The organism is Halorhabdus salina, assembly GCF_013839425.1.
Lineage (GTDB): Archaea > Halobacteriota > Halobacteria > Halobacteriales > Haloarculaceae > Halorhabdus > Halorhabdus salina.
Map to the genome: position 1 here is coordinate 1 of NZ_JACDNP010000024.1, position 1268 is coordinate 1268.

Annotated in this window: 1 protein-coding gene; it reads left to right on the forward strand. The window is 64.0% G+C overall.

Features of this window, described 5'->3' with window-relative positions:
• Window positions 1-115 precede the first annotated feature (115 nt).
• The gene (locus HZR20_RS14310; protein ID WP_309484944.1) at window positions 116-1150 is read left to right on the forward strand and encodes a hypothetical protein; all 1035 of its coding nucleotides are present in this window, start codon (window positions 116-118) and stop codon (window positions 1148-1150) included.
• Window positions 1151-1268 lie beyond the last annotated feature (118 nt).

A 1268-nucleotide genomic window follows, 5' to 3' on the forward strand; every position in this document is an offset into this window, starting at 1 on the left:
GAGGGAGCCCCCATCACAAGCGGTGCTGTGCGGTGGCGGTGCTGTCGAGGTGGTCGGTGTGAGTAGTGCCGATCACCCCGGAGATCGCCACGGTCCGTCACACTCTCGGCCTTCCGTGACGGACCGTGCAGACACTACAAACCCGCAAGAGAGTCCGTCTAAAGGCCAATCCCTGAAATGCTCCCTGACGGAACGCGACGGAGTAGCGCTCCGTGAAGAAGTTCGTGACTGGGACGCCCTCGACGGCGATCGTCCGACCACCTGGCGACGCTCCGTGCGCCGCTGGCGCACCTACATCGAGGACACCGACGACACCGACACCGTGCTGCGCAACGACCTCACGGGCGAGTACGCCGCTGGTTCATCCCCCCACAGATTCGCTGAGGAGTACGCTAACAAGCAGTACGCCAAGTTGAAGGACCTCGAACGGGCTCTGCGCGACGAGTACGGCAAACGGCTACACACGGCCATGCTGACGCTCACTGGCTCCTCGACCGACGACGACGGCAACCCGATACCGCCGGTTGACCACCTGCACGACCTTGACGCCAGCTGGGAAGCAGTCCGCCGAGAACTCTCCCGACAGCTCGAGGACCGCCGATGGGAGTACCTCGCTATCCTCGAACCGCATGTAAGCGGCTACCTACACATCCATATCGCGGTGTTCGTTGAGGGCGTCGTCACTCGCGATGACTTCGCTCCCGTCATCGAGGCGCACCTGCGTAACTGCCCTATCGCTGGACGGGACGCGCATGACACCGCCGACGACTCGACCATCTCGATAAACCGCGTCGGATTGGACAGGAGAGAGCTTCACGCTGCTGCTGAGGGTATCGAGTACGGCGACTCCATCGGCAACCTCGGAACGTACCTCGCGGAGTACCTCGGCACACACAGCGGCGACCCGCTGGACGCTCCCGATCACCAACAGATGGCCAATGCAGTGCTGTGGGCCACCGGCAAGCAACGCTGGCGACCCTCGCAAGGGGCTCAGTCGTACATGGCCAGTGAACAGCCTGACGACGACGACAGCGTCTCTGAGTGGTCCCTGCACGGCATCGTGCAAGGCACCGAGTTCCACCGGGTTCACCGCGACGACACCGGCGGCGTCGATCGCTTCGTCACGTCCACAGACCGCCCGCCTGACTGATCACTCACTGACTCCGGGCTCGTCGAGGGCTCCGATTGGAGGTCGCTGGTGACTGCTCCGCCTGGAGCTATTACCCGCCCCACCGCCCAACCCACCCTGGACGTTGGAAGCCCGCGGC